Origin of the sequence: Shewanella sp. CAL98-MNA-CIBAN-0140 (genome assembly GCF_040309905.1) — a bacterium.
GTDB classification, from domain to species: Bacteria; Pseudomonadota; Gammaproteobacteria; order Enterobacterales; family Shewanellaceae; genus Shewanella; species Shewanella psychromarinicola.
Window position 1 is genome coordinate 1 of record NZ_JBEOPI010000225.1, and the last position, 255, is coordinate 255.

The window sequence follows — 255 nt, forward strand, 5'->3', positions numbered from 1 at the left end:
GCTACATAATCATCACTACCGGCAAGGGCAAGTAGGGTAGGTTGACCAGAGCCAGGCAAAATTTCGCAAATTTCTTCAAGCTTATTTTTTGGCGCGTGTAGCATAATGTATTTGCTTTCTTTAGCTTGTCTAACACCACGTAGGCGCGGCATAAGCTTATTAATAAGTGCTAATTTATCGGTATCTTGTAGGTCTTTATTTTGAATTAAACAAGCGTTTGATTCTAAAATAGTATCGCCTTGCATTAATCCATTC

1 protein-coding gene is annotated in these 255 nt (G+C 38.4%); it reads right to left on the bottom strand.

Annotation, left to right across the window (positions count from 1 at the left end):
- A partial coding sequence (gene hisG, locus AAEY93_RS20855) for an ATP phosphoribosyltransferase (protein WP_351079610.1) occupies window positions 1-255 on the bottom strand: 255 nt, incomplete at both ends.